Source organism: Sporosarcina sp. FSL K6-2383 (assembly GCF_038618305.1).
Lineage (GTDB): Bacteria > Bacillota > Bacilli > Bacillales_A > Planococcaceae > Sporosarcina.
The window spans coordinates 1,836,376-1,858,162 of sequence record NZ_CP152017.1 but is presented as its reverse complement, the minus strand read 5'-3'; the positions used below and the strand labels follow the sequence as shown (position 1 = coordinate 1,858,162).

The following is a 21,787-nucleotide window of genomic DNA, read 5'->3' as shown; positions in this document are numbered from 1 at the left end:
AACCCGACTACCTTTTTAGCGAACTCAGCTACCTTTCGGACAAACTGGACTACGTATTTCGAAAACTCGACTACCTCGAATGCCTTTTAGTTTAGACGTGAAGGTTCCAACTTATCCAAAGTTCAAAAATTGTATAATTTCCTAGACAATAAAAAAAACAGGAGCCATATCGGCTCCTGTTTTTTTTATTTTTCAATTGTAACTATATGTTCTTCTTTTAATGTAACTTGACCTGATTTATTCAAAACAACTGATTCACCTTCAAATAGATTCGTGAAGATGATTGGTGTTATGATCGAAGTCGCGTGCTCTTGAATATAATCAATATCAACTTTTAGTAATGGTTGTCCTTTTTCAACACGATCGCCTTGTGTGACCAACGCTTCAAAGCCTTCACCTGCTAGTTTAACCGTATCAATCCCCACATGAATCAAAATTTCTCGTCCTGAATCGGATTGAATGCCTACTGCATGTTTTGTCGGGAAGAGTGTGACGATTGTTCCGTTTACTGGTGACACAATAACTCCATCTGATGGAACAACTGCAAATCCATCACCCATCATTTTCCCTGCAAATACCGGATCAGGTACTTCTGACAGTGGTATTATTTCACCTTGCATCGGTGACACGAAATCGTCTGGTTGACCATTTGAAGCAACAGCTTTAACAGGTTGCTTAACTTCTTCTGTACGCGGTCGTTTACCGCTGACGACATCTTGTATTTGTCCTTTAATAATTTCAGAGCGTGGGCCGAAAATGGCTTGAATATTATTCCCCACTTCAAGTACACCCGCTGCACCTAGTTTTTTCAATTCCTTTTTATCGACGTTCTTCACGTCTTTCACAGATACGCGAAGTCTTGTGATACATGCATCCAAATGGGTAATATTTTCTTGTCCACCCATTGCTTCGAGAATGTTATATGGAAGATCCGTGTTCCCTTTCGAACTCATCTCTACCTCATCCGTACTCTCGTCTGTTTCTCGTCCTGGTGTCATTAGATTAAACTTGCTAATCATAAAGCGGAACAAGACGTAATAGATCACTGCAAAGACAAGACCTACTAGAATGACAAGCCACCATGCTTCCTTACCTGGTAAAATACCAAACAGGAAGAAGTCAATTGCCCCACCCGAGAAGGTGTAGCCGACGTGAACTTGAAGGAAAGTAATGATTACGAATGATAAACCATCCAAGATAGCATGGATTAAGAACAGAATTGGTGATAAGAACAAGAATGAGAACTCAAGTGGTTCCGTAATTCCTGTTAAGAATGAAGTTAACGCACCTGATGCTAATAAACCTGCAACGAGCTTTTTCTTTTCAGGTCGTGCAGCATGATACATCGCAAGTGCTGCCGCTGGTAAACCAAACATCATAATCGGGAATTCTCCACCCATGAAGTTACCAGCTGTAAGTTGGACACCATCTTTTAATTGTGCGAAGAAGATTGTCATATCTCCGCGAACTACTGCACCAGCAGTCGTTGTATACGAACCAAACTCATACCAGAACGGTGCATGAAAAATATGGTGCAATCCAAACGGAATAAGCAAACGTTTGATAAATCCAAAGAAGAATACCGCGATATATGTACCTTCTTCAAGTAACCAAAGGGATGCCGTATTCATGCCTGTTTGCACGGGTGGCCAAATAATTAATAATAATAAGCCTGCTACAAAAGCTGCACCAGCCGTCGCAATTGGCACGAAACGTTTCCCTGCAAAGAAACCGAGGAATGAAGGCATTTCAATAGCATGGAATTTATTGTAACAAAAAGCTGCTATTAGACCGACAATGATCCCACCAAATACCCCCGTTTGCAATGTTGGAATTCCAAACACCATTGCATAGCTAGGATCACCAGCCACCATCTCTGGAGTAATGCCTAACCAAGAACTCATCACTTGATTCAACACTAAGTAACCGACAAGAGCTGCAAGTGCTGCCGCACCATCTTTCGCTAACCCAATCGCAACACCGATAGCAAAGATCAATGGTAAGTTACCAAAAATGATTCCACCAGCATCCTCCATCACTTTAGCTGTATGCTGAATCCAATCTGCCGACAAAAACGGCAAATAGTTAAGCATTGTTTCTTGCTGAGCAGCATTACCAAAACCAAGCAGTAAACCTGCAGCTGGCAATAGTGCTACAGGTAACATCAAAGCTTGACCTACTTTTTGTAACACGCCAAAAACTTTTTTAAACATACTTATACCTCCTCTTTTTAGTTATGAAGTCATCGGATTTTAGTGCAACAAAAAAGGCATGAGAAAAGACAATTGAGACTAGCCTACAAGAGTTCCCTCTTGTAACCGTCATCAATCATCTTTGTACTCATGCCTGATCGTATCAGTAACACGTATGCAGATAATAGGTTATTCAATTCTGTGCTTTCTTACAAATCCAATGACTTTATGAAATTATCGTAGCATAGTTACTTTTATTTTACAAACGTATTCTAATTATTGTTCTACTTTCGCTTGAATCCGCTGTAAATGAAGTGTTAAATAAACAGCTTCGGCTTCATAGATTTCCTTTTGTAGGCTCTGCTGCATGACCTTAATCAGCTTCCAGGCCAAATTGTAGCAGACTGGATACTCCGATTTTAACAATAGCGTGATTTTTTTCGGTTCCGCAACTCGCTCTCCACGTACAACCCGCTCAATTGTAAAATGAAGATGTCGAATAAGCCGCATATAATCGATACTATTTTTATCAATGTCGACAGCCAATTGCTCTTCAATCATGTCGACAAGCTGAACAATCAACTCAGAGTGGCGCGTTACATCACGAACATTTTTGTTCACAAGGGCACTGTGAATATGTAAGGCGATGAAACCAATTTCTCCCTCTGGAAGCGCGACCATCAGCTGTTTATTGACCATTGCTGTCACTTCTGCTGCAATTTTATATTCATTCGGATAAAGTGCTTTCGTTTCCAATAAAAACGGATTTCGAATCGCCATGCCACGTCTCATTCGATTAACGGCAAAGACTAAATGGTCTGTCAACGCAACATGAATATGCTCATTCAATGGTTGATTCGCTTCTGCTTGAATCATTTCAACCGCAGAAATAAGCACTTTCAACGTCTTTTCATCAAGAGTGGTGAGTAATTGTTTGTATTGCTCTTGTTCCTCAGGATCATTCAATACAAATAATTTCTCGATTTTTTCTTGTTGAATAAATTCCCCTGCATTCGCACCAAATCCGATACCACGCCCAATTAAAATCACCTCATTGCCACTATTATCTGTAGCAATCAACACATTATTATTCAAAGTTTTTTGAATTACGTAATTTTCCATCCATCTATCCCCATTACTTTTTCTTGACTCCATTCTAGCACTAATCCTTAACAAAGAGGTATATAAAAATGATTACAAAATTCATTCGTCTATATTGTTTTGCTCTTCCAAATAGATAGCCGCAAATGTTTTTGCGATGACTTGCATCGCTGGTTCATGAAAATCAAATTTTTCATGATGATGAGGAAAAACTTTTTCGGCGGCCGCTAGTTTGGCACCGACAAAAAAGTAAGCTCCAGGAAGTTTTTGTAGATAATAAGAAAAATCCTCGACAGGCATAATGGGTTCGGTTTCGATGACGGCTTGCTCTCCGACTACATGTGCAGCAGCACCTCTTACGACATCCATTTGGGCGGCATGGTTCCAAAGCGCATCATAGCCAGACTCAATATGGACGTCTACTTCACAGCCTAGACCACACCCGATGGATTGCGCCAAGTCGCGAAGGCGGTTACTTGCCAGTACGCGTATATTTTCATCGAAAACACGAATCGTTCCTTCTAAAACAGCCTGCTCCGGTATAACGTTATCTGCATCGCCCGCATGAAACTTTCCAATGGTAATGACAAGCTCTTTTAGTGGATCTGCATTTCGACTAACAATCGATTGCAGTGCGACCATAATATGGCTTGCGGCTAAAATAGGATCTGCTCCATTATGCGGCTCTGCTCCATGTGTTCCAGAACCTTTGACTATGATTTTTATCGTGTCTTCTCCTGCTTGTAAATAACCATCACGTACAAAGACTTTGTCAGCATCCATCGTAGATTGCAGATGCGCACCATAGATTGCATCAACCCCGTCAAGACAACCGTCTGCCATCATCGCTCTCGCTCCACCTGGCGGTAATTCTTCTCCGAATTGGTGAATCAAAATAATATCTCCAGACAACTGATCCTTGACGGCATTCATTGCTTTTGCAAAGCCAAGTAAAGCAGCTGTATGACCATCATGCCCACAAGCGTGCATGACTCCCGCTATGGTCGATGAATAAGGCACATCCTTCGAGTCTTCAATGGGTAATGCATCGAAATCTGCTCGAAATGCGATTGTTTTTCCCGGTTTGCCACCTCGAATTCTCCCAATGACTCCTCTACCTCCAACACCTTGTCTCACCTCAATACCTAAATCATTTAAGTAAGCAGCAATATAAGCAGGGGTTTCAATCTCTTGATGAGACAATTCCGGGTGCATATGCAAATGGCGCCGTACTCGAATCATTTCTTCCATACCTGCAGTTATTTCCTCAAAAATAGCGTCTCTCACTCGTACAATCCCCTTCCTAATTAGCATTTCCAATGGACTAAACTCGCATATCGATAGCTTTATTTGTATGTAATCATAGTAACACTAGTAACGACAATCATCATATAAAAAATCATACTCCCTAGTTAGACGCTAATATTCTCATCATTTCACCCTCAAAAAAACCTATCATAATCCGCATTTAAATACCTATACACGCATGAATATTCATGCTATACTCTTCATCATCCCCTCTACAATGAGGTTTCTAATTATAAAATTACTTTTTTTATTGTCAATCTTCTGAAAATATAGTATAGTTTTATTTAATTTCAAATAGCTATTCACATTTGAATAGAATCGTTTGGGAGGAGGAGTCGAATGACAGGATTTTTCTTACATCCAAATTCAAAAGAAGAAATTATTGACTCGTATGAGGAAGATATTATTGTTACGAACCATGCTGGTTTTATCGTAAAGGCCTCTCAAATTAGCGGCCGCCATTATGGAATTCAAGCTGAAGAGCTCCTCGGGAAATCTGTTTATGATTTGGAACAAAGGGGTATCTTCTCTCCGGCGATTACTCCACTTGTTCTTAAACAAAAAAAGAAGATGGTCGTCATACAAACAACTACAACAGGTCAAAAAGTACTCATTACAGGAATGCCTTTTTTTAATGAAGTAGGAGAAGTTGAGTTTGTCCTTAGTTATTCATACGAAGTTTCGGAGCTTCTTGTTATCCATGAATATATGAAGGAGCTCGAACAGGAAATGTTACTCACAAAAGAGGAACTTTCACTGCTTCGCAAAGAACATCTGACAATCGACGGGCTAACAATTGAAAATAGATCGACTCGTATTGCATTTGAAACAGCCCGTAATGCAGCACCCCATGACGTTTCCGTCATCCTCTACGGAGAGCAAGGAACCGGAAAATCCACACTGGCTAAAGTCATTCATAATGAAAGTACTCGAAAAAATGGACCTTTCATCGAGATTGACTGTGAAACAATACCTGAAGCGATGTTTGAACGGGAATTATTTGGCGGTGGCTTTGAACAAAAAGAAACAGGTCTATTAGCGTTAGCGTACGGGGGCACCCTTTATGTAAAAGGGATTGATCAGCTTTCGATTCATCTACAGGGAAAACTTTCAAAAATATTAAAAGAACGTACATACACACCCATTGGTGCAGAAGCGGCTCTTCCACTTAACGTTAGATTGATCAGCTCTTCTGAAACCATATTGACAGAGGCAGTTTCTAAAAATGAATTCCATAAAGATTTGTATTACATGCTCCATATCGTTCCGATTCATTTAAAACCACTACGAGATCGTAAGGGAGATATAAGTGCCCTTATCAGTAGTTATTTGAGCCAATTTTCAATGAAATATCAGACGGTGAAGGAGCTTTCAGATGATGTATTTAACCAACTACTTCATCTCGAATGGTTTGGAAATCATAACGAGCTTATTAATGTGATAGAACGACTGGTTGTTCAAAGCCCTTCTACTCTCATTACAGCTAAAGATCTTCCACCAGAATACCGAAAAGAGACAGACGAAGACTTATCAATGATCCATCTACAAGGTCGGACACTACCTAGTATTTTAGAAAATGTAGAGATGAAGGTACTACGTGATGCGCAAACACGCTATCGTACAACAACTGAAATTGCTAAGTATCTGGGCATCAGCCAACCTTCTGTCGTGCGTAAATTAAAAAAATATACTGATTTTGAATAGGAGGATTTAGCGTGCAACAACATGTAGAGAAAAAACAAGATTGGGTTCATATGGTGAACAATATCGGGAATTTTCTTGCACCAAGCATGGCAAAAGATCATCCAAACTTACCTGTTGTCAAAGCAGAGGGCTGTTATTACTACGGAGTTGATGGCAAACAATACTTAGACTTCACATCTGGTATTGCTGTCGAAAACGTGGGGCATCGGCATCCAAAAGTCGTTCAAGCGATAAAAGATAGTGCAGATCATCTAATACATGGTCCTTCTGGTGTCATTATTTACGAGTCCATTTTAAAATTAGCGGCTGAGCTGCAAACCATTTTGCCTCATAAGCTCGACAATTTCTTTTTTGCTAATAGCGGGACTGAAGCGATTGAGGGAGCTTTAAAGCTTGCAAAATATACAACAAAGCGTCCTTATGTCGTTTCGTTTACGGGTTGTTTCCACGGACGCTCCATTGGCGCACTAAGTGTGACGACATCAAAAAGTAAATACCGGAAACATTTGCAGCCCTCATGGTTAGCCTATCAGTTGCCCTATGCTTTACCAGAGTATCTTCCAGCAGGTGCAGATCCAGAAATTTTCTTCCCTGAAAAACTTGAACAGGATGTCAAAAAACTCTTTAATCACCAAGTTGACCCCGAAGAAGTGGCCTGTATGATTATTGAACCCGTTCTCGGTGAAGGTGGTTACATCATTCCACCAAAGGCGTGGTTAAAAAAGATTCGTGAAATTTGTGATCGCCATGGGATTCTTCTCATTTTCGATGAAGTTCAAACAGGGTTCGGTCGTACAGGTAATTGGTTTGCTGCACAAACATTCGATGTGAAACCTGATATTATGGCAATTGCAAAAGGCATTGCTGCTGGACTTCCCTTAAGTGCAACTGTTGCCTCGAAAGAGCTAATGGATCAGTGGCCACTTGGCTCACACGGCACAACATTCGGCGGGAATCCAATTGCCTGTTCTGCCGCCCTAGCTTCACTTGAAGTGATGAAAGAAGAAAAGCTATTGGAAAATGCAACAACTGTAGGTGCATATGCAATGGAACAATTACTACTCATGAAACAGCGTCACCCTATTATTCGAGATGTGAGAGGCGTCGGTCTGATGATTGGCATAGAGCTTGGCAATCCTGAAACAGGAGAAGCTGATGGTGAAGCCGTCATGACCGTACTCGATGGCTGTCTGCAAAAAGGCGTACTGTTCTACTTATGCGGTAATTCCGGTGAAGTCATCCGAATGATTCCACCGCTAACGATAACGAAAGATCAAATTGATGTTGGGTTGGCTATGTTAGATGAAGTGCTTACCGAGTTTGGCAAATAACAAATTAGAAATGGAGAGATTTATGATGAAAAAATGGTCAGGAATTGCAATCCTCTTTGTCCTTGTGATGAGTGTACTTGCAGCATGTGGAGCAACAGGAAAAGATGGAAACGAAAAATCGGGTTCTTCAGATACAAAGACACTAAAAATAGCTACTTCTGCTGATTACCCACCTTTTGAATATGTCGATACAGCTGTCAGCGATGAAATCATCGGTTTTGACATTGATTTAGCTACGATGATTGCCAAAGAGCTTGGCTATGAGCTAGAGATTGAAGATATGGATTTTAATGGTTTGATCCCTGCTCTCCAAGCGAAGAGCATCGACTTTGTCATTGCAGGTATGGACGGTAATAACGAAGAACGTAAAAAAGTTATTGATTTCTCAGAGCCATATTTTACTGCTACAAACTTAGTCATCACGATGAAAGATAAAAACATTGCGTCTGCCGATGATTTAAACGGTAAAACAATAGGTGCGCAAACGGCTTCTGTTCAGGAAAAAGGTGCAAAATCACTAGAAGAACAATATGGTTATACGGTTGAAAGCCGGGACCGCGTTCCAGATTTATTCCAAGAGATTCGTTCTGGACATCTTGACGCAATTGTAGTGGCGGATGTTGTAGCAAATGGGTATATCGAAGCAAATCCAGACCTTGCTAGCTTTGAATTACCAGAAGAACATAAGTTGGGCTTGTCTATTGCTTTCCAAAAAGACAGTGCTTTAACGGCTGAATTCGACCGTGTTTTAAAAGAGCTACAAGACCAAGGAGAAGTCGATAAATTAGTTGTCAAATGGTTTAGTAACTAATTCATTCGAGAAAGAGAGGGGTATAACCTATGAATTTAGACTTTACCCAAATTATTCCCTCGATACCTTATATTTTACAAGGTATCGGGGTCACCTTAAAAATTGTTGGCCTAGCCGCACTTATTGGCTTTGCCATCGGAATTCTACTGGCATTATGTAAAATTGGACGGATTAAATCATTAACCTGGTTCGCTGATATTTATACGTCAGTCTTCCGTGGAACACCTTTGATTCTCCAACTTCTATTAATTTACTATGGTACCCCACAGCTGTTTGATATTAAAGTCAGCGCCTATACCGCAGCTGTTTTAGCCTTCGGTTTCAATTCAGGGGCCTATATTTCGGAAATTATTCGGGCAGGTATTTTAGCAGTTGATCGAGGTCAGCTCGAGGCTTCTATGGCACTTGGAGTCCCCTATAAAAATATGATGAAGGATATCGTTTTACCACAAGCATTAAAAAATATTTTACCGGCTTTAATGAATGAATTCATCACACTGACGAAAGAATCTGCTATTGTGACAGTGATTGGTGTCACAGATATTATGAGGAGATCGTATATCGTCGGTGGCAACACTTATCGCTATTTTGAATCGCTTATCTTTGCGGGTGTTATTTATTATGTCATGGTGATGGTACTGACACTACTCGGCAAAGCGATTGAAAGGAGGATGAGAAGAAGTGATTAAAATCCAAGACCTTCGCAAAAGCTTCGGGAAAAATGATGTATTAAAAGGCATTACAACGACGATTGAAAAAGGTGAAATCATTGCAATCATTGGACCTTCTGGCTCTGGTAAATCTACTTTTCTTCGCTGTATTAATTTATTAGAAAAACCTACTAGTGGGCAGATTTGGGTCAACGACGATGAAGTAACAAATCCTAAAACTAATATTATGAAGGTCAGACAACAAGTCGGCATGGTGTTTCAACAGTTCAATCTATTCCCACATAAAACGGTGCTTGAAAACATCACGTATGCACCGATGATGGTAAAGTCCATGTCTAAAAGTGACGCAGAAAAGCAAGGACGGGAATTACTGCAAAAGGTTGGGCTGTTGGATAAAGAGCATGAGCATCCTGTCCGATTATCTGGCGGGCAAAAGCAACGTGTCGCTATTGCTCGAGCGTTAGCAATGTCTCCAGAAATGATGTTATTCGACGAACCAACGTCTGCTCTCGACCCAGAAATGGTCAAAGAAGTACTCGAAGTCATTAAGTCCTTAGCACTCACAGGTATGACGATGGCGATTGTGACGCATGAAATGGGCTTTGCGAGAGAAGTAGCGGATCGCGTGTTATTTTTAGACGATGGTCAACTCGTTGAAGACGCCCCGCCTGCCGAGTTCTTCTCATCCCCAAAAAGTAAACGAGCGCAGGACTTTTTAGAGAAAATTTTGTGAGTCTTTATTAGAGACTATCTGCAATGGTTTGGTTCTTGTAAATAACAATAGAAAAGCAGCTTGTTCATCTCCACTTGGAGTAACAAGCTGCTTTTCCTTATCTTGTGACTATGTTCTGAATTTCTGTTCCATCCAGTGTTTCCTTCTTTATTAACAGTTCTACTAGCTGATTAAATTCAGTACTGTATTGTTGAATTAGGCTTTCTGTTTGATGAAGCGCTTTGTCAAAAATGGCTTGCATCTTCGACTCTTTTTGTCCTTCATTGAACGTTAGGGTAAAGCCATTTTCTAGTAAACCTGTATCGACCATTCTTTCGATGATTTCCTTGGCCTGTTGGACATCTCCACCAACGCCAATACTGTGCTCACCAAGATACATACGCTCTGCTACCCCACCCGCCAAAATCATGCTCACTTGGTCGAGCAATTCGCTATACGTCGATAAATGCAGCTCTTTTTGAAAGGGTGCCACATAGCCAAGCGCTTGTCCACGCGGAATAATCGTCGCCTTCCGCACTGAACCTGGTTTCGTAATTGCTGCGATAAGTGCATGACCTGTTTCATGGATGGCTACTCTTCGCTTCGTTTCTTGGTCATTCAGTGTGCGTGAAGTACTTCCCAAGATGGTACGGTCAATGGCAAAGTCTAAATCAGCTTTATCGATTTGCTGACGTCCATCGCGCATTGCCCTTCTACTAGCTGTTTCAAACAGTGAGCTGAGCTCAGCGCCTGAAAAACCTGCTGTACTATCTGCCAAGCCATCCAAGGAAGCCGCAACATTATCCGCTAACAACTTGCCTTTCGTATGAATCTCGATAATCTCTCTCCTGCCTGTCGCATCTGGCAATGGAACTTGGAATGAATAATCAATACGCCCTGGGCGAAGGAAAGCCTCATCCAGCATATCCTTGCGGTTTGTAGCTGCGATGAAAAGTACACCATCGTTGTTATTGCCACCGTCCAACTGGACGAGCAATTCCGTTAACGTTTTTTCTGTTTCTTCCCCACCATGTGTTTTCCGCTTCCCTGCGAGCGCATCAACTTCATCAATGAAAATGACAGCTGGTTTTTGCTTTCTAGCATTTTCAAATAGCGTGCGTACACGTGAAGCACCGACCCCTACAAATAACTCGGTAAAAGCTGCACCACTCGACGAATAGAATGTAGCACCAATTTCACGTGCTATTGCCTGTGCTAATAAAGTTTTCCCAGTGCCTGGCGGTCCATATAAGAGTAGACCTTTTGGTGGAGTGATGCCCAGCTGTTCCGATTGTCTCGGATTTTTGATGATGGATAAAGTTTGGTGAATTTCTTCTTTCATTTCAACTGGCAGTCCACCGATATGTTGTAGAGTAATGTCTGGTAACGGTGTTGCTTTAGCAGCACTGTTTTTCATCGTAGAAGCACCGATGCCGATTTTACCCTTTTTGTGAAGGACGAATAATGTAACTAGTGATGCTATGAGTAATCCACCAATGAGCAAACCGTCGAAACGATTTTGGTTGGCATATTGGTAGGATAAATTATATTTTTCAACTAATTGCTCAACTAACTGACTTTGCGGACGAACTTGCGTCACGTATAATGCGTCTGCCGTCTGCAAGTACAATGAGCCGTCAGATGATTCTTTTAGAGTGATTGCCTGACCTTGTTCATCCTGAATCGTTTTTTCTAATTCAGCAAACGAAATGGTGATTCCTTTGTTCGTATTGACTGTATACAAGCCTATGCTTGCTACCGTTCCCATGACTAAGAGGACTAGAATGACAATCTTTGTTGCAAGCTTCAAGCCTACTCAACTCCTTCTAGGGGATAGCTTTAGTATAAATGATAAATCCAGTATTTTGGTAGGCGAATATAAGGTCTTTCCACCAATAAAACCCAGTGATGTATGATTCCTGTATAGAAACTCGTTTACTCCGCTGAAACTCGACTACCTATTTCGCAAACTGGGCTACCCTGGAACCAAACTCGACTACCTTTCCCAGAAACTCTACTACTCGGCATTAAACTCATATACCCTGCTCGATTTCTCCCTATTAGAAAAAGCCCTGAATTAGATTCAGAGCTACGCTTTACCATATTTTCAAAAACTGGGTAGTACGACTTCTTCCAATTTCCATAAGCTCCTCTTTCTCACCGTCACTCAAATCAAACTGCGTCGCACTAAAACCATCTACTGGGATGAAAATAATATCCTTTTCATGCTTACGAGAAATATAACGTTCATCATGGGCATTTTTCATGGTGGTAAATAAAGCTTCAAATAACTGCAAGGCGTTATGAATCGGATATCCCTGCTGTTGTTCTTCCTGGCCGCGGCTAAGCTTCAGTCCCAGAACGGGGCGCCGCTTTTTACCTTTGTCATCGTCAAAAATCCACATTGGAAAATTACTTAACACACCACCATCGACAACGATTGTATCGCCAGAACCGACTTTCAATTTAACCGGTTCAAAGAAAAAAGGAATACCACAACTCATACGTAATGCGCGTGCAATAGGAAAGCTATCTGCTACGATACCGTATCGTTCTAGATCATCTGGTAAAACAAGCATCTTACCATTCGTCAAATCGGACGCAACGAGCTTCAATGAGCCAGGCTTCACATCAGCAAAAGTATAGACGTTTTTTGCTGCTAATTTTTCTAAAAACCAGTTCTCTAATGCCTTTCCTTGATATAAACCGAGTCGCCAATACAAACCAATCCATTTCATAAGCGGCAATGGCAACAAAGTTCTACGTGGATCTAATAAGGACATCATATCCAATTCATCTAACAGTTCTTCCATTTCATTCGCGGAATAGCCCGCTGCGATAAAACAAGCGATAATCGCACCTGCACTCGTTCCGGCAACACGTTGAAAACGATACCCTTTCTCCTCCAATACCTGATACGCCCCAACTAATGCAAATCCCTTCAAACCTCCCCCTGAAAACACTCCATCTATTAACATCTTTGAATCTCTCCCTTTTCTCGGTGTTGTTACACTGTAAGAACTACGGGCGTATTGTAGAACTAAAAAAATAAGCCCCCAACAATTTTGAGCTGTTGAGAGACTAATTCAATGAATCATTAAGACCATTGAAACGTTCGAGTCTACGTAATTAGCTTTGATGCAATCATCGTTTTTGCAAAGGTATAGCCTTGAATAATTGGCTGTTCACATGTAGATGTATAAGAATAGTCTGAAGTAGCATAGAATGAAATAGCAATCATTCTGGATGCTGTAAATAGCCAAGCGCTATAAACATGCAGCGCCTCCATGCCAACAAAACGCATAGACCATATGTCAAATCTCATCTACTTATATTCATTCAATTCCAAAATTACCTCTATGTATCTCACCTGAAACTTTAGGGGCGAGTCTACGTCTATACTAGTGTATAATTTTCAAGATTACGTGTAACGGAGGAATATAATGAAACGAGCAGAAAACAAGAAACGGAAAAAGTGGCCCTGGATCATTGCGATAATTGGTCTTGTAGTCGGAGGGTTAGCTTTGACTATCTATATAGATTTGACATCGACATTAAAAGATATGTACGAGCCCATCGATCGGGAGCAGTCGACTAAGCGTGAAAATACGGTTATTTTTGATAAAAAAGAACCGTTCTCCGTCCTTATTTTAGGTGTTGATGAACGGGAAGGAGATAAAGGACGCTCAGATACAATGATTGTCATGACGGTCAATCCCACTTTGAAATCGACAAAAATGGTCAGTATTCCACGTGATACGTACACCGAAATTGTCGGGCATGGTACACAGGATAAGTTGAACCACGCATTCGCGTTTGGTGGTATCCAGATGTCACTAGATTCTGTCGAGAATTTATTAGATATGCCGATTGATTATGTGGCAGAGGTAAATATGGAAGGTTTTCAAGATGTAGTAAATGCGGTTGGCGGAATAACCGTGACAAATACAATGGATTTCACACAAGACTCTTTTGATTTTCAAGCTGGTCAATTAACATTGTCTGGCGAAGAGGCATTATCTTATGTACGGATGCGCAAAGAAGATCCAAACGGAGATTGGGGAAGACAGGATCGCCAAAGACAAGTCATTCAAGGTGTCCTGTCACAAGGAAAATCGTTTAATAGCCTCCTTAATTACCGCAGTGTCTTTAGTGCATTGGGCGATAATGTAAAAACCAATATGTCATTCGATGAAATGGTCGATGTGCAAAAGAACTATCGAGATGCGGCTGATAAAATTGAACAATTACATTTTGAAAAAGGGACAGGTCAGCGCATGAACGGCGGGATTTGGTATTACATGATGGATGAAGAGGAACTACAAGAAGTGGTAGATACATTAAAACAGCATTTAGAGTTGTAATAAAGCAAACCGCGGGATTAAATTTCCCGCGGTTTTTCAATGATAAAGGAATTTCAAATTTATACCCGCACCTGTCCATTCCCACGAATCATATATTTACTTGTCGTCAATGCTTTCAATCCCATTGGTCCCCTAGCATGTAACTTCTGTGTACTAATGCCGATTTCTGCCCCATATCCAAATTCAAAGCCATCAGTAAATCGAGTGGATGCATTATGATAAACAGCGGCTGCATCGACGCGAGTTAAAAACATTGCCGCGTGCTGCTCATCATTTGTAATAATCGCTTCCGAATGTTGTGTACCGTATTGATTGATATGAGAAATGGCTTCATCGAGTCCCGTGACAAGCTTAATACTGACGGTTAAGCCAAGATATTCCGTGGACCAGTCCGATTCAGATGCGGCTTGAACACCATGACATTCGCGGACGACGGTTTCATCACCGTAAATCTCCACACCCTCTTGTAAAAGCCTTTCAACTAGCTTCTTGCCATATTGTGCAAACCACTTATCGTGAATTAAAATCGTTTCGATAGCATTGCAAACAGATGGGCGCTGAATTTTTGCATTTAAAGTAATTTCTTCAGCCATGTTTGAATCTGCCGTTTCATCAATATAAATATGACAATTACCGGCGCCCGTTTGAATGACTGGAACCGTTGCTTCACGGATGACCGTATCAATTAGTGTTTTTCCACCACGAGGGATGAGAACATCCAAATAATCGTTTAATCGGAAAAGTTCCTTCGCTGTTTCTCGACTCGTATCTTCGATGAATTGAATAGAATCCTGCGGAATAGCACTTTTAACAAGTGCTGTATGAATGGATTTGACGAGTACGCTATTTGAATATTTTGCGGAAGAACTGCCCCGTAAAATCACGGCATTACCCGTTTTAATAGCTAACGTCGCAGCATCTACCGTTACATTCGGTCTCGCCTCATAAATCATCCCAATTACACCGAGTGACACGCGTTTCACTTCAATACGCAAGCCATTTTCTTTTTCAATCGTCTCCAACGTCTCACCAATTGGATCTGTCAATGCCATTAACAGCTTCACAGCTTCAGCCATGTCTTGAATGCGTTTCTCCGATAACAGTATTCGGTCCAAAATAGCGTCCGTCAGTCCGTTTGCTCGCCCTTCCTCCAAATCTTTTCGATTTTCGGCGAGAATTGCAACTTGGTCATTCAATAATTGTTCAGCAATCAATGCCAATGCCTCATTTTTTTGCTCCGTTGTAACATTGACCAGTGAATAACTTGCTTCCTTTGCCAATTGTCCTTTTTTTACTACTTCGCTCATAATAATCCCCCCTAATCAATTAGGCTTCTGCTGGTTCAAGTTATAGTTGTACCCAGCGATTTCGGTGAATCACTTCAGTTGTCGGTGACAGCTTTTCCTGTTGGCGTTTTTCAATCGCACCGTCCAGTTCATCTGATGAATAACTGACTTCCCCTCTACCTAACAAACCATTCATGCCAAACACTTCCACGACATCTCCCTTATCAAAAGCTCCAGTTACTTTGAACACGCCCGCTGGCAATAGGCTTTTCCCTTTATATAAAATCGCTTCCTCCGCCCCTTGATCGACATATAGTTTGCCTGTCGCTTCCGAATGCAAGACAATCCATTGTCGACTTGTATTGACTTTTGTATAATCTGGATTCGCAATATATGTCCCATCCCCTGCACCTGCTAAAATATCAAGTAACTTCTGCGATCCTTTTCCAGTCCCAATAAAAATAGATACTCCGAGAGAATAGGCTGTTTTAGCTGCTAATAACTTGGATTTCATCCCCCCCGTCCCAACTTTCGAACCAGTATCATCGGCACCCGCCAAAAGAGTATCCGTGATTTCCTCCAAATAATCAAAGCGATGAGCCGTTGGATTACTATGTGGATTAGCGTCATACAGTCCATTAATATCTGTCAAAATAATAAGCCGATCCGCATGAAGCAAGCCACTTACAAGTGCGGATAGCATATCATTATCACCAAAAGTCAATTCATCGACGGAGACGGTATCATTTTCATTGATAATTGGTAAAACACCCCGTTCCAGTAGTTCTGTCAATGTTGCAAAGGCATTTCTATAGCGCCCACGGTTGGAAAAATCACTGCGTGTCAATAAAATTTGTGCAGGCACAAGATGATGCTTACTCAATTTTTCAATATAAGATTGCATTAATAAACCTTGCCCCACCGCGGCTGCCGCTTGTTTGCCTTTAATGGTAAGCGGTCTTGACGGGTAGCCTAAACCCGCAAATCCCGCCGCCACCGCGCCTGAGGAGACAACAATAACCTCATGCCCTGCTTTTCGTAGTGCTGAAAGAGCCTCAATATGATCATCGAACTTCTCCTGATCGATTTCTCCTTTATCATTCGTTAAGGAACTGCTACCTATTTTGACAACAATTCGTTGTTTTTTCATGTCAATATCGCCACCATTTCACATATGATTAAACAAAAAAGCCCAGTCATCCTTAATATTAAGGACGAAAGAGCTTTACTTCCGCGGTACCACCAAAATTGGATGCGTTTAGACGCACCCCGCTTTCCTCATAACGCTGAGGTTCGCGCCTATTTTCACATAGGACTCCAAAGGCAGGTTCCGCGGCTCGTTTATGGCGAAATTTTCCAGCTTATAAATTTCGCTCTCTGGCACAACAAGGGCCCACATACTATTCCTTCATCACCGTTCAATTTTCTAAGATTGTAAATAATCATACAATAAGAAAAAGTTTTGTCAAGTAGGAAAAACACCTTATTTACTGTCAAACTGCATTTCATCGACCATAAACTGCTCCATCACGGTCAAATTCGGCTCATAACCAATGCCATAGCCAGTCGGCACTCGTATATAACCATCCTCGACAACCACCTCTGGTGAAATAATATCTTGCTCCCAATAATGCGATGATCCTGCAGTATCGCCTGGTAAAATAAAGTTCGGCAATGTTGTCAGCGCAATATTATGTGCACGTCCAATTCCAGCCTCCAGCATACCGCCACACCAAACGGGAATGCCTTGTTCCATGCAGTAATCATGAATTTTCTTCGCTTCTGTTAAACCGCCTACGCGTCCAATTTTCACATTAATAATTTTTGTACTCCCGAGTTCAACTGCCTTTCGAGCATCTTCCAAGGACAAAATACTTTCATCTAAACATATAGGCGTTGTCAGTTGTTTTTGCAATACAGCATGGTCGATAATATCGTCATGCGCAAGCGGCTGTTCAATCATCATTAAATTGAATGCATCTAGCTGTTTCAACAGCTCTGCATTCTGTAGCGTATACGCCGAGTTAGCATCTGCCATTAGTAGTACGTCCGGAAAGTGTTTGCGCAGTTCACGAATGACTGCGATGTCATGATTGGGTTTAATTTTTACTTTAATACGTTTATAGCCTATGTTGATAAACTCCTGGACAGCCGCAACTAAATCTGCATGATCATCATGGATACCTATGCTGATCCCGACTTCGATTTTATCGCGTTCGCCACCTAACGCCTGCGACAGTGTTAACTTGTTACGCTTGGCGTAAAGATCCCAAATTGCACCTTCAACAGCAGCCTTCGCCATATTATTTTTACGAATCGTGGCAAACAATGAACTAACATCATCAGGATGCCCAATTTCTTTTCCTAAAACGAGGGGGATTAAAAAATCCTTAATGATATGTAAATTAGTTTCAAGCGTTTCTTCAGTGTACCAAGGCGCACGAAATGCAACAGACTCTCCCCAACCAGTGTTCCCTAACTCATCTTGTACTTCGAGCACAAGAAAGTCCTTCTCTTGCAATGTCCCAAAGCTAGTAGAGAATGGTGTTTTCATCATCATTTGCATTTTACGGATTGTTATTTTTTTAATAATCATAAAAAATCTCCTCACAAGATCAATTTAAATCTATTGTACGCCACTTCCCTATCTTTTCACCAATTATGATAAACTAATAATGCTGGAGGGATATAGATGAGCGAAAATGAAAAAATGCCTGGAAGCGAACGCCGGCAACTCCTTGTGAGTACATTACAGGCGGCTACCAAACCAATGACTGGGAAAGAACTAGGAGACATGACCAATGTCAGTCGCCAAGTGATTGTCGGTGATATTACATTGCTTAAAGCAAAAAACGAACCAATTATCGCAACAAGTCAAGGCTATATTTATATGCATACATCAACAACACCTGGAAAAATCGAGAAAGTTATCGTCTGCAAACACCGACCTGAGCAAACGGAAGAAGAACTAAATATTCTTGTCGATAACGGTGTAACCGTCAAAGACGTCAAAATCGAACATCCTGTTTATGGTGATTTGAGCGCATCCATCATGGTCTCTAATCGAAATGAAGTACAAGAATTTCTCAAAAGAATTCAAGAAGCAAATGCCATTTACTTATCGAAGTTAGCGGAGGAAGGCATCCATCTTCACACCTTGCTAGCTGATAATGAAGGACAACTAAAAAATGCGGAAAAAGCATTACTAAAAGCGGGTATCCTCGTCGAATGACAGATACCCGCTTTTTGTATTTGGGGGATTAATTTCAATAAAATATCCACACCATCACTGGACCTACAATGGAGCCGATGATCGCACATAGCGTCATAGAAACCGAGCTCATCGACGCTTCCTGCTCTCCAAGTTCAATGGCTTTCGATGTACCAAGCGCATGCGCCGCAGCACCTAGCCCGATACCACGCCCCATTGCCATATCCATCCGAGTCCACTTAAACAACAGCGGGCCGAAAATGACACCCGTAAAGCCCGCAATCATGACAAACACAGTCGCCAATGAAGAAATCCCTCCCACTGCCGCTGTAATTTGAATCGCGATAGGTGTTGTAATAGATTTCGGTAATAATGATAAAAGAATAGCTTGCGAGAAACCGAATAACTCGGCAAAAAACATGCCACTTCCCATTCCCGCAAGTACCCCCATCAACACCCCACCAATAATCGGTAACACATTCTTTTTTAATAAATCCTGTTGTTTAAATAGTGGAATTGCCAATGCAACAATTGCCGGACCTAGCAATACATCCAGCCATTTGCCCCCAATCATATATGTTGTATAAGGGACTTTGAACAACAGAAGGATTACAATCATAACAACTGTCGATGTCAAAATGGGAATTAAAAAAGATCGGCGATATTTTACATAGAAAAAATTCATCACCATATACGTAGTAATTGTCATGATGAAAAAAAGGACGGTAAGCAGCATTATTCGCACGGTACTTCCCCCTTCCTTTTAGCCGATTTCCGAGCAATAAGTTGACTTGTATAGCCCGAAATCCACATCGTTAAAAATGTACTGATCATCGTAATTGGGATTAATAGAAAGCCCTTTCCTACGAATATATGACCATAATCCATTGCACCAATTGTCGCGGGTAAAAGAAAAAGTGGGATAAAGGATAAAAGAAAATAAGAGCCTGTTTCAATCCATTGCAGTCGAACAATTTTCAACGACAGAGCCAGCCACAGCAATAACAGCCCAATGATACTGCCTGGAAGGGGTATATGAAATATACTTTGCAACCAGTTCCCTATAAGTACAAAGCCATACAATAAGAAGACTTGTACAATGATTTTTATGTATTTCATTACAATTCCCCTTCCTCTTTGTATAAAATCGAATGATAAGACTATTGGTATGATTATAGAGTCATATATTAAAAATATCAAAGGCATCTATGAATCTTTTTCTAGAAATGAAACGTATAAATGGTATGCTAAATTTATTCAAAGGAGGGATTGTTAATGGGATTTAGTCCATTTGATAACTTTATGTTTTCCGCTATTCCGGTCTTTATCGGCATCATATTTTTTATTGTATTTGGTTTTATTTTGGTAGCAATCATAGGCGGTATTAATAAGTGGAATAAAAACAACAACTCACCAAAACTAACTGTACCCGCTGAAGTCGTGACAAAGCGCACCAAGACATCCGGCGGATCAGGTGATTCTTCTGCTAGCACATGGTATTATGTCACTTTTCAAGTTGAAAGTGGTGACCGCATGGAGTTAGGCATGAAGGGCTCTGAATATGGTATGCTAGCCGAGGATGATATTGGAATGCTGACATTTCAGGGGACGCGTTATTTGGAGTTTAAACGCGTTGTGAAGGACTAAACTAAACTACCATAGTACCAACAGCCCCTATACATAAAATACGGCTGTTGTTAAATTTATTCTAATGTAAAATCCTTTTTTCGCTTTACAAAATATACGAACGTATGTTATTGTTATTCTATAAATAAAAATACTTCTTATGTATCAACACAATATAAAGTTCACAAAATATTGATGAAAGGAGACCTTTTTATGAGTGAAAAACTTTTACTCCAAATTCTTGCAGAAGTAAAGGATTTAAGAACGGATGTAAATGGTATCAAATCTGAGATCACTGACATGAAAGCCGATATCAATGGTATCAAATCTGAGATCACTGGCATGAAAGCCGACATCAATGGTATCAAATCTGAGATCACTGGCATGAAAGCCGACATCACTAGCATGAAAGCGCAACTAGATGAAAACACGCAAATTATTAAAGTTATCCGTGATCGTCAAGAAGAAACAGATGCCAAACTTGAAAACCTCACAATGGACGTTCATCAAATGCGCGGCGAAGTGACTGCCTTAGCCGAAACTGTTGAATTCATCAAAAAAGAACTAGCCTTTACTTCCCATAAAGCATATACGAATGAAAAAGACATTTTCAATTTACTTAATCGTAGCTCCGATAGTAAAATCGGCTAAATAACAAACGCCACAACGACTATTTATCGTTGTGGCGTTTGTTACTCACTATTCCAACCCAACTTCCCTCTCTAACTGCTTCAAAAATCCTACCATATAATCATGCCGCTGCTGGGCTATACGCTTCCCTTCCACTGTCACCATCAAGTCTTTTAGTAATAATAATTTTTCGTAAAAATGTGTAACAGATGCTGTTTCCTTCCCACGATACTCTGCCTCAGACATCTGATCACGTGCTGTTTCATGAGCATCATACAATTTTCTTCCTCTTGCCCCTCCGAATGCAAACGTCCTGGCAATACCAATCGCTCCAATGGCATCCAAACGGTCAGCGTCCCGAACGATGGCCCCTTCAATGGACGTCAATTCTTTTGTATTGCCCCCGCTAAATGATACACTGTCAATGCATGCCAATACTTGCTGCGACAAGTCATCAGATGCACCAATTGTTTGTAAAATATCGGTCGCTGTTTTCTGCCCCACCGTTTGATATTTGGCATCGTCAATATCATGTAATAAGACAGCCAAACGCACAACTTCCTCGTTTGCCGCAACTTCTTTTTGTGAAATCTCTTCCGCATTTTTCAATACCCGTTCGATATGCGCAAAATCATGACTTGCATCAAACTGATTATAAATTCCTTCAACCATTCTCATACATTTATCTACTATTGTTCCCATAAAATCACTCCATTTTTGATTAATAAATTATTGAAAAACTCAGTCAGAAAGTTCAGGCATATCATTGACGCAAAATGTCGATTCATGTATAGTTAAGTTATCCATGCTATGATGGATGGGACATTGAAACGCCGAGGA

21 protein-coding genes are annotated in these 21,787 nt (G+C 40.9%); 9 read left to right on the top strand and 12 right to left on the bottom strand.

All coding sequences use genetic code 11. From position 1 onward, the window contains the following. Positions 1 to 185 precede the first annotated feature (185 nt). From ptsG to MKZ10_RS09230, 3 genes are all read right to left on the bottom strand, one after another. Complete coding sequence (gene ptsG / locus MKZ10_RS09240) at positions 186 to 2,213, bottom strand: glucose-specific PTS transporter subunit IIBC (RefSeq protein ID WP_342504679.1); 2,028 nt, start codon at positions 2,211 to 2,213, stop codon at positions 186 to 188. Positions 2,214 to 2,468: 255 nt separating this feature from the next. After that, positions 2,469 to 3,314 carry a transcription antiterminator gene (locus MKZ10_RS09235; protein WP_342504678.1) on the bottom strand — a complete coding sequence of 282 codons (846 nt, stop codon included), beginning with the start codon at positions 3,312 to 3,314 and terminating at the stop codon, positions 2,469 to 2,471. Between the two features lie 81 nt (positions 3,315 to 3,395). Further along, positions 3,396 to 4,580 (bottom strand): amidohydrolase, encoded by a 1,185-nt coding sequence (locus MKZ10_RS09230; protein WP_342504677.1) that lies wholly within the window; start codon positions 4,578 to 4,580, stop codon positions 3,396 to 3,398. 360 nt (positions 4,581 to 4,940) lie between these two features. Between MKZ10_RS09230 and MKZ10_RS09225 the strand changes: the two genes are divergently transcribed. Genes MKZ10_RS09225 through MKZ10_RS09205 form a run of 5 tightly spaced genes read left to right on the top strand, consistent with a single transcriptional unit; the run spans position 4,941 to position 9,851 of the window. Further along, positions 4,941 to 6,305, top strand: coding sequence for a sigma 54-interacting transcriptional regulator (locus MKZ10_RS09225; RefSeq protein ID WP_342504676.1), 1,365 nt, complete (start codon positions 4,941 to 4,943; stop codon positions 6,303 to 6,305). An 11-nt stretch (positions 6,306 to 6,316) separates the two neighbouring features. Continuing rightward, positions 6,317 to 7,636: an aspartate aminotransferase family protein gene (locus MKZ10_RS09220; RefSeq protein ID WP_342504675.1), complete on the top strand. Its 1,320-nt coding sequence runs from the start codon at positions 6,317 to 6,319 to the stop codon at positions 7,634 to 7,636. Positions 7,637 to 7,658: 22 nt separating this feature from the next. Further along, positions 7,659 to 8,447: a transporter substrate-binding domain-containing protein gene (locus MKZ10_RS09215; protein ID WP_342504674.1), complete on the top strand. Its 789-nt coding sequence runs from the start codon at positions 7,659 to 7,661 to the stop codon at positions 8,445 to 8,447. Positions 8,448 to 8,476: 29 nt separating this feature from the next. Next, on the top strand, positions 8,477 to 9,136 hold the full coding sequence (locus MKZ10_RS09210) for an amino acid ABC transporter permease (protein WP_342504673.1): 660 nt from the start codon (positions 8,477 to 8,479) through the stop codon (positions 9,134 to 9,136). Next, positions 9,129 to 9,851 (top strand): amino acid ABC transporter ATP-binding protein, encoded by a 723-nt coding sequence (locus MKZ10_RS09205; RefSeq protein WP_342504672.1) that lies wholly within the window; start codon positions 9,129 to 9,131, stop codon positions 9,849 to 9,851. Before MKZ10_RS09210 ends, MKZ10_RS09205 begins: the two co-directional genes overlap by 8 nt. A gap of 97 nt (positions 9,852 to 9,948) precedes the next feature. On the opposite strand, the gene MKZ10_RS09200 is transcribed toward MKZ10_RS09205, so the two are convergent. The 3 genes from MKZ10_RS09200 to MKZ10_RS09190 all read right to left on the bottom strand — a co-directional run bounded on the left by MKZ10_RS09200 (position 9,949) and on the right by MKZ10_RS09190 (position 13,155). Continuing rightward, positions 9,949 to 11,598 carry an AAA family ATPase gene (locus MKZ10_RS09200; RefSeq protein ID WP_342510120.1) on the bottom strand — a complete coding sequence of 550 codons (1,650 nt, stop codon included), beginning with the start codon at positions 11,596 to 11,598 and terminating at the stop codon, positions 9,949 to 9,951. A gap of 328 nt (positions 11,599 to 11,926) precedes the next feature. Further along, on the bottom strand, positions 11,927 to 12,808 hold the full coding sequence (locus tag MKZ10_RS09195) for a patatin-like phospholipase family protein (RefSeq protein ID WP_342504671.1): 882 nt from the start codon (positions 12,806 to 12,808) through the stop codon (positions 11,927 to 11,929). A gap of 143 nt (positions 12,809 to 12,951) precedes the next feature. Further along, positions 12,952 to 13,155: a hypothetical protein gene (locus MKZ10_RS09190; RefSeq protein ID WP_342504670.1), complete on the bottom strand. Its 204-nt coding sequence runs from the start codon at positions 13,153 to 13,155 to the stop codon at positions 12,952 to 12,954. A gap of 118 nt (positions 13,156 to 13,273) precedes the next feature. On the opposite strand from MKZ10_RS09190, the gene MKZ10_RS09185 reads away from it, so the two are divergent. Next, a complete protein-coding gene (locus MKZ10_RS09185) occupies positions 13,274 to 14,194 on the top strand; it encodes an LCP family protein (RefSeq protein ID WP_342504669.1) in 921 nt (306 codons plus the stop codon). 59 nt (positions 14,195 to 14,253) lie between these two features. On the opposite strand, the gene MKZ10_RS09180 is transcribed toward MKZ10_RS09185, so the two are convergent. The 3 genes from MKZ10_RS09180 to menC all read right to left on the bottom strand — a co-directional run bounded on the left by MKZ10_RS09180 (position 14,254) and on the right by menC (position 18,076). After that, entirely contained in the window at positions 14,254 to 15,501 is a 1,248-nt protein-coding gene (locus MKZ10_RS09180; protein ID WP_342504668.1) for a glutamate-5-semialdehyde dehydrogenase, read from the bottom strand. 40 nt (positions 15,502 to 15,541) lie between these two features. After that, positions 15,542 to 16,630, bottom strand: coding sequence for a glutamate 5-kinase (proB, locus tag MKZ10_RS09175; RefSeq protein WP_342504667.1), 1,089 nt, complete (start codon positions 16,628 to 16,630; stop codon positions 15,542 to 15,544). Positions 16,631 to 16,963: 333 nt separating this feature from the next. Further along, positions 16,964 to 18,076 carry an o-succinylbenzoate synthase gene (menC, locus tag MKZ10_RS09170; protein WP_342504666.1) on the bottom strand — a complete coding sequence of 371 codons (1,113 nt, stop codon included), beginning with the start codon at positions 18,074 to 18,076 and terminating at the stop codon, positions 16,964 to 16,966. Between the two features lie 96 nt (positions 18,077 to 18,172). Here menC and MKZ10_RS09165 point away from each other — a divergent pair, with 96 nt between their 5' ends. Further along, positions 18,173 to 18,712, top strand: a complete 540-nt coding sequence (locus MKZ10_RS09165) for a transcription repressor NadR (RefSeq protein ID WP_342504665.1) — start codon at positions 18,173 to 18,175, stop codon at positions 18,710 to 18,712. Positions 18,713 to 18,746: 34 nt separating this feature from the next. On the opposite strand, the gene MKZ10_RS09160 is transcribed toward MKZ10_RS09165, so the two are convergent. Both MKZ10_RS09160 and MKZ10_RS09155 read right to left on the bottom strand, forming a co-directional pair. Beyond that, positions 18,747 to 19,436, bottom strand: a complete 690-nt coding sequence (locus tag MKZ10_RS09160; RefSeq protein ID WP_342504664.1) for an LrgB family protein — start codon at positions 19,434 to 19,436, stop codon at positions 18,747 to 18,749. Beyond that, a complete protein-coding gene (locus tag MKZ10_RS09155; RefSeq protein WP_342504663.1) occupies positions 19,427 to 19,810 on the bottom strand; it encodes a CidA/LrgA family holin-like protein in 384 nt (127 codons plus the stop codon). The genes MKZ10_RS09160 and MKZ10_RS09155 overlap by 10 nt, the downstream gene beginning before the upstream one ends. A gap of 156 nt (positions 19,811 to 19,966) precedes the next feature. On the opposite strand from MKZ10_RS09155, the gene MKZ10_RS09150 reads away from it, so the two are divergent. Together MKZ10_RS09150 and MKZ10_RS09145 are read left to right on the top strand one after the other, a co-directional pair. Continuing rightward, positions 19,967 to 20,338: a DUF2500 domain-containing protein gene (locus tag MKZ10_RS09150; RefSeq protein WP_342504662.1), complete on the top strand. Its 372-nt coding sequence runs from the start codon at positions 19,967 to 19,969 to the stop codon at positions 20,336 to 20,338. Positions 20,339 to 20,530: 192 nt separating this feature from the next. Continuing rightward, positions 20,531 to 20,968 (top strand): hypothetical protein, encoded by a 438-nt coding sequence (locus MKZ10_RS09145; RefSeq protein WP_342504661.1) that lies wholly within the window; start codon positions 20,531 to 20,533, stop codon positions 20,966 to 20,968. A gap of 48 nt (positions 20,969 to 21,016) precedes the next feature. On the opposite strand, the gene MKZ10_RS09140 is transcribed toward MKZ10_RS09145, so the two are convergent. Beyond that, positions 21,017 to 21,649 (bottom strand): HD domain-containing protein, encoded by a 633-nt coding sequence (locus MKZ10_RS09140; RefSeq protein WP_342504660.1) that lies wholly within the window; start codon positions 21,647 to 21,649, stop codon positions 21,017 to 21,019. Positions 21,650 to 21,787 lie beyond the last annotated feature (138 nt).

What these genes read in the sequence shown, in the direction of transcription:
- MKZ10_RS09185 (WP_342504669.1), top strand. Translation starts at nt 13,274, where the DNA reads ATGAAACGAGCAGAAAACAAGAAACGGAAAAAGTGGCCCTGGATCATT.
- MKZ10_RS09180 (WP_342504668.1), bottom strand. Translation starts at nt 15,501, where the DNA reads ATGAGCGAAGTAGTAAAAAAAGGACAATTGGCAAAGGAAGCAAGTTAT.
- MKZ10_RS09195 (WP_342504671.1), bottom strand. Translation starts at nt 12,808, where the DNA reads ATGTTAATAGATGGAGTGTTTTCAGGGGGAGGTTTGAAGGGATTTGCA.
- ptsG (WP_342504679.1), bottom strand. Translation starts at nt 2,213, where the DNA reads ATGTTTAAAAAAGTTTTTGGCGTGTTACAAAAAGTAGGTCAAGCTTTG.
- MKZ10_RS09215 (WP_342504674.1), top strand. Translation starts at nt 7,659, where the DNA reads ATGATGAAAAAATGGTCAGGAATTGCAATCCTCTTTGTCCTTGTGATG.
- MKZ10_RS09155 (WP_342504663.1), bottom strand. Translation starts at nt 19,810, where the DNA reads ATGAAATACATAAAAATCATTGTACAAGTCTTCTTATTGTATGGCTTT.
- MKZ10_RS09225 (WP_342504676.1), top strand. Translation starts at nt 4,941, where the DNA reads ATGACAGGATTTTTCTTACATCCAAATTCAAAAGAAGAAATTATTGAC.
- menC (WP_342504666.1), bottom strand. Translation starts at nt 18,076, where the DNA reads ATGATTATTAAAAAAATAACAATCCGTAAAATGCAAATGATGATGAAA.
- MKZ10_RS09165 (WP_342504665.1), top strand. Translation starts at nt 18,173, where the DNA reads ATGAGCGAAAATGAAAAAATGCCTGGAAGCGAACGCCGGCAACTCCTT.
- MKZ10_RS09190 (WP_342504670.1), bottom strand. Translation starts at nt 13,155, where the DNA reads ATGAGATTTGACATATGGTCTATGCGTTTTGTTGGCATGGAGGCGCTG.
- proB (WP_342504667.1), bottom strand. Translation starts at nt 16,630, where the DNA reads ATGAAAAAACAACGAATTGTTGTCAAAATAGGTAGCAGTTCCTTAACG.
- MKZ10_RS09150 (WP_342504662.1), top strand. Translation starts at nt 19,967, where the DNA reads ATGGGATTTAGTCCATTTGATAACTTTATGTTTTCCGCTATTCCGGTC.
- MKZ10_RS09145 (WP_342504661.1), top strand. Translation starts at nt 20,531, where the DNA reads ATGAGTGAAAAACTTTTACTCCAAATTCTTGCAGAAGTAAAGGATTTA.
- MKZ10_RS09235 (WP_342504678.1), bottom strand. Translation starts at nt 3,314, where the DNA reads ATGGAAAATTACGTAATTCAAAAAACTTTGAATAATAATGTGTTGATT.
- MKZ10_RS09200 (WP_342510120.1), bottom strand. Translation starts at nt 11,598, where the DNA reads ATGGGAACGGTAGCAAGCATAGGCTTGTATACAGTCAATACGAACAAA.
- MKZ10_RS09140 (WP_342504660.1), bottom strand. Translation starts at nt 21,649, where the DNA reads ATGGGAACAATAGTAGATAAATGTATGAGAATGGTTGAAGGAATTTAT.
- MKZ10_RS09210 (WP_342504673.1), top strand. Translation starts at nt 8,477, where the DNA reads ATGAATTTAGACTTTACCCAAATTATTCCCTCGATACCTTATATTTTA.